Source organism: Citrobacter sp. wls826 (assembly GCF_005281245.1).
In the GTDB taxonomy this organism is placed as follows: Bacteria; Pseudomonadota; Gammaproteobacteria; order Enterobacterales; family Enterobacteriaceae; genus Citrobacter; species Citrobacter braakii.
This window is the reverse complement of record NZ_SZWS01000041.1, coordinates 88,792-94,194: the sequence shown is the minus strand read 5'-3', so window position 1 is coordinate 94,194 and position 5,403 is coordinate 88,792. Positions and strand designations below refer to the sequence as shown.

The following is a 5,403-nucleotide window of genomic DNA, read 5'->3' as shown; positions in this document are numbered from 1 at the left end:
AAAAAGAAAGGGCTTCCTACGGGAAGCCCTAATTCTTTCTTCCCCCTTCATAATTCAAACCGCAGGTTTGTTGGCGGCTTGAATTATTTAGCGGAAATGAGGGCGTTACGGGATCAACAAACTCGACCCCTGTGTGGCCCGGCTTTCCAGCACTTCATGAGCACGCTGCGCGTCGTGCAGTGCGAACGTCTGGCCCGGTGCGACATCCACTTTGATCACTCCGCTGGCAATCAGCGAGAAAAGCTCATTGCTGGCTTCGGTTAATTCATGGTGGTTGGTGATATAACCCTGGAGTGAAGGGCGAGTCACGTACAGCGAACCTTTCTGATTCAGAATGCCTAAGTTAACGCCAGTCACCGGTCCGGAAGCATTACCAAAGCTGACCATGAGCCCCCGGCGCTGCAGGCAATCCAGTGAGGCTTCCCAGGTATCTTTCCCCACCGAGTCATACACCACCCGCACTTTTTTACCGCCAGTGATCTCTTTTACACGTTCTACAATGCTCTCTTCACGATAGTTAATGACCTGCCATGCGCCGGCCTGCAGCGCAATTTGCGCTTTTTGCGCATTACCGACGGTGCCAATCAGCTTCGCACCCAATGCTTTTGCCCACTGGCAGGCAATCATACCGACGCCGCCTGCTGCCGCATGGAACAAAAATGGTTCATCGGGCTGAATTTCATAGGTCTTACGCAACAGATAAAAAACGGTGAGCCCTTTAAGAAACGAGGCGGCAGCTTGTTCAAACGAGATAGCGTTGGGCAAAATAGCGGTTTTATCAGCCGGGACGTTATGCACTGAGCTGTAGGCGCCCAGGGGAGACTGCGCGTAAACCACGCGATCGCCGGCTTTAATGTGCGTCACTTTGCTACCGACTTTACTGACCACGCCTGCGGCTTCGGTACCCAGACCGCTGGGCAGAGAAGGCGGCGGATAAAGACCACTGCGGATATAGGTGTCGATATAGTTGATCCCAATCGCTTTGTTCTCGACCTGGATTTCATTTTCCGCCGGGTCTACGGGCGTAAACTCCACAGCCTTGAGTACATCAGGGCCACCATGCTTGTGAAATTCAATACGTGTTGCCATGCTTCCTCCAAAAGAAATGTGGTAATCTTTCGACCCAATCATTATCTCGGTAACTCCATTCACTATGGCAGGAAATAAACCCTTCAACAAACAACAGACTGATGCTCGTGAGCGCGATCCCCAGGTCGCCGGGCTGAAAGTACCGCCGCACTCGATTGAAGCGGAACAGTCGGTGTTGGGCGGTTTAATGCTGGATAACGAGCGCTGGGACGATGTGGCTGAGCGTGTGGTGGCGGAAGATTTTTATACCCGACCGCACCGGCACATCTTCACCGAAATGCATCGCCTGCAGGAGATGGGAAAACCCATCGATCTGATCACGCTTGCAGAATCGCTGGAAGTTCAGGGGCAACTGGACAGCGTCGGCGGTTTTGCTTACCTGGCTGAGTTATCTAAAAATACGCCAAGTGCAGCGAACATTAGTGCCTATGCGGATATTGTCCGCGAACGTGCCGTTGTTCGTGACATGATTTCGGTGGCGAACGAGATCGCAGAAGCCGGGTTTGATCCGCAAGGCCGTTCCAGTGAAGATCTGCTGGACCTCGCCGAATCCCGCGTCTTTAAAATTGCTGAAAGCCGCGCCAACAAAGACGAAGGTCCGAAAAATATTACCGATGTGCTCGACGCTACCGTCGCGCGTATCGAACAGTTGTTCCAGCAGCCACACGACGGTGTCACCGGGGTCAACACCGGTTATGACGACCTCAATAAAAAGACTGCTGGTTTGCAGCCGTCAGACTTAATTATCGTCGCCGCGCGTCCGTCGATGGGTAAAACGACATTTGCAATGAACCTCGTCGAAAATGCGGCGATGTTGCAAGATAAGCCGGTTCTTATCTTTAGTCTTGAAATGCCCTCAGAACAGATCATGATGCGTTCTCTGGCCTCACTCTCACGTGTAGACCAAACCAAAATCCGTACCGGTCAACTGGATGATGAAGACTGGGCGCGAATTTCCGGAACAATGGGTATTTTGCTGGAGAAACGAAACATCTATATTGATGACTCCTCCGGCCTGACGCCAACGGAAGTGCGCTCGCGTGCCCGTCGTATCGCCCGCGAACACGGTGGTATCGGACTTATCATGATCGACTACCTGCAGCTGATGCGCGTGCCGTCGCTCTCCGACAACCGTACGCTGGAAATTGCCGAAATTTCCCGCTCGCTGAAAGCGTTAGCGAAAGAACTGCATGTGCCGGTGGTGGCGCTGTCGCAGCTTAACCGCTCTCTGGAACAACGCGCCGATAAGCGTCCTGTCAACTCGGATCTGCGTGAGTCTGGCTCCATCGAGCAGGATGCCGATTTAATCATGTTTATCTATCGTGATGAGGTTTATCACGAAAACAGCGACCTGAAAGGCATCGCCGAGATCATTATCGGTAAACAGCGTAACGGCCCGATCGGTACGGTGCGCCTGACGTTTAACGGTCAGTGGTCGCGCTTCGATAACTATGCTGGCCCGCAGTACGACGACGAATAACAACACTGAATCAGGTTACTCAAGCAAATACTTATCAAGGAATACAAATGCAAGCGGCAACTGTAGTCATTAACCGCCGCGCTCTGCGACACAACCTGCAACGTCTGCGTGAACTGGCTCCAGCCAGTAAACTGGTTGCGGTCGTGAAAGCGAACGCTTACGGCCATGGTCTGTTAGAGACCGCGCGAACGCTCCCCGATGCGGACGCTTTTGGTGTCGCTCGTCTTGAAGAAGCCCTGCGGTTGCGAGCGGGAGGGATCACGCAGCCCATCCTGCTGCTGGAAGGATTTTTTGATGCTTCCGATCTGCCGACTATCTCCGCGCAGCGTCTGCATACTGCCGTCCACAACCAGGAGCAGCTTGAAGCTCTGGAAGCCGCGGTACTGGCTGAACCGGTCACCGTCTGGATGAAGCTCGACACGGGAATGCACCGCCTGGGCGTGCGTCCGGAGCAGGCCGAGGCGTTTTATCAGCGCTTGACGCAATGTGAAAACGTGCGCCAGCCGGTCAATATCGTCAGCCACTTTGCGCGCGCGGACGAGCCTGAGTGCGGCGCGACCGAAAAGCAGCTCGATATCTTCAATAGCTTTTGCGCAGGTAAACCGGGTCAGCGTTCGATAGCCGCGTCGGGAGGTATTCTGCTGTGGCCGCAGTCTCACTTCGACTGGGCGCGTCCGGGGCTGATTCTGTATGGCGTATCGCCGTTGGAAAACCACTCTATCGGTGCCGATTTTGGCTGCCAGCCGGTGATGTCGCTCACTTCCAGCCTGATTGCGGTGCGTGAACACAAAGCGGGCGAGCCGGTTGGCTATGGTGGAACCTGGCTGAGCGAGCGCGACACGCGTCTGGGCGTGGTGGCGATGGGCTATGGCGATGGTTATCCGCGCGCTGCGCCGTCTGGGACACCGGTACTGGTCAATGGCCGTGAAGTGCCGATCGTCGGTCGCGTCGCGATGGATATGATTTGCGTCGATTTAGGTCCCGAGGCGCAGGACAAAGCCGGCGATTCGGTTATCCTGTGGGGTGAGGGCCTGCCCGTTGAACGCATTGCTGAAATGACGAAAGTAAGTGCTTACGAACTTATCACGCGCCTGACCTCAAGGGTGGCAATGAAGTACATCGATTAAGTTCATGATGTGCCGGATAAGGCGGTTACGCCGCCATCCGGCAATATTCCTCTCAACATCCTCTCGATCTTCTCCCGCTTCCGGTTTATTGTGTTCTTAACCCCTGCCTGTAAACCTGGAGAACCACACGTGTTTCAAAAAGTTGACGCCTACGCTGGCGACCCGATTTTATCGCTCATGGAGCGTTTCAAAGACGATGCACGTAGCGACAAAGTGAACCTCAGCATCGGTCTGTACTACAACGAAGACGGCATTATTCCTCAGCTCAAAGCGGTGGCAGAAGCGGAAGCCCGACTGAATGCCAAACCGCATGGCGCTTCGCTGTATCTGCCGATGGAAGGTCTGAACACTTATCGCCATACTATTGCGCCGCTGTTGTTTGGCGCAGATCATCCGGTTCTCCAGCAGCAGCGCGTCGCAACGATTCAGACGCTGGGCGGCTCCGGTGCGCTAAAGGTTGGCGCAGACTTCCTGAAACGCTATTTCCCTGATTCTGGCGTGTGGGTCAGCGATCCGACCTGGGAAAACCACATCGCGATTTTTGAAGGTGCTGGATTCGAAGTAAGTACTTACCCCTGGTATGATAACACCACCAATGGCGTGCGTTTCAACGACCTGCTGGCCACGCTGAACACCTTACCGGCGCGCAGCATCGTACTGTTGCATCCATGCTGCCATAACCCGACGGGTGCGGATTTAACCCCCGCGCAGTGGGATGGTGTCATTGAGATCCTGAAAGCTCGCGATCTGATCCCGTTCCTGGATATTGCTTACCAGGGTTTCGGCGGTGGAATGGAAGACGATGCCTATGCGATCCGCGCCATTGCCAGCGCCGGATTGCCTGCACTGGTCAGCAATTCATTCTCGAAGATTTTCTCTTTGTACGGCGAGCGTGTCGGCGGACTTTCAGTGGTCTGTGAAGACGCTGATGCCGCCAGCCGCGTTCTGGGGCAGCTAAAAGCGACGGTGCGTCGTAACTATTCCAGCCCGCCAAACTTTGGTGCGCAGGTCGTGGCCGCAGTGTTGGGTGATGACGCGCTGAAAGCCAGTTGGCTGGCGGAAGTCGAAGAGATGCGTACCCGTATTCTGGCGATGCGCCAGGCGCTGGTTAACGTATTGAATGCGGAGATCCCTGGTCGTAACTTTGATTACCTGCTGCAACAGCGCGGGATGTTCAGCTATACCGGGCTCAGCGCTGCTCAGGTCGATCGCCTGCGCGATGAGTTCGGTGTGTACCTGATAGCCAGCGGTCGTATGTGCGTGGCCGGGTTGAATCACGGTAACGTGCAACGCGTGGCGAAGGCATTTGCCGCCGTCATGTAACCGGGTTTTTAGGCCTGATAAGCGTCGCGCCATCAGGCATTGTATTGCCGGATGGCGGTGTAATCACCTTATCCGGCCTACTTTCTTTCACCGTGCTATTGGTCTGTTTTCCAATGTGATCATGCTCTTTTTCCAGGACAAAACCAGAGAAAATCCTTCCTTTCCCTCCCCCTAAGGGGTAAGGTCAGATAGTTTTTTGACCAGTTGTTAATAAAAAAATGATAACTAACTGACTACTTAGGGAAAAATATGCGCAAGTTTACGTTGGCACTGAGTGCCGTTTGTTTATTGTTCACGCTAAATCAGCCGGCCCAGGCGTTAGTTTCCTCTCCCTCTCAGCTTAATCCAGGCACCAACGTTGCAAAACTCGCTGAGCAGGCACCC

The 5,403-nt window shown here is 54.3% G+C and carries 4 protein-coding genes and 1 pseudogene; 4 read left to right on the top strand and 1 reads right to left on the bottom strand.

Annotated elements, in window-relative coordinates:
* Positions 1-105 precede the first annotated feature (105 nt).
* Positions 106-1,089, bottom strand: coding sequence for a quinone oxidoreductase (locus FDW87_RS09410; RefSeq protein ID WP_016155445.1), 984 nt, complete (start codon positions 1,087-1,089; stop codon positions 106-108).
* A gap of 64 nt (positions 1,090-1,153) precedes the next feature.
* On the opposite strand from FDW87_RS09410, the gene dnaB reads away from it, so the two are divergent.
* The 4 genes and pseudogenes from dnaB to aphA all read left to right on the top strand — a co-directional run.
* Positions 1,154-2,569, top strand: coding sequence for a replicative DNA helicase (gene dnaB / locus FDW87_RS09405; protein ID WP_003826610.1), 1,416 nt, complete (start codon positions 1,154-1,156; stop codon positions 2,567-2,569).
* Between the two features lie 47 nt (positions 2,570-2,616).
* Positions 2,617-3,696 carry an alanine racemase gene (gene alr, locus FDW87_RS09400; RefSeq protein WP_016155354.1) on the top strand — a complete coding sequence of 360 codons (1,080 nt, stop codon included), beginning with the start codon at positions 2,617-2,619 and terminating at the stop codon, positions 3,694-3,696.
* 129 nt (positions 3,697-3,825) lie between these two features.
* Positions 3,826-5,019 carry an aromatic amino acid transaminase gene (gene tyrB, locus FDW87_RS09395; protein WP_103284322.1) on the top strand — a complete coding sequence of 398 codons (1,194 nt, stop codon included), beginning with the start codon at positions 3,826-3,828 and terminating at the stop codon, positions 5,017-5,019.
* 249 nt (positions 5,020-5,268) lie between these two features.
* Positions 5,269-5,403, top strand: a pseudogene (aphA, locus tag FDW87_RS22205) (acid phosphatase AphA); the annotation flags it as partial.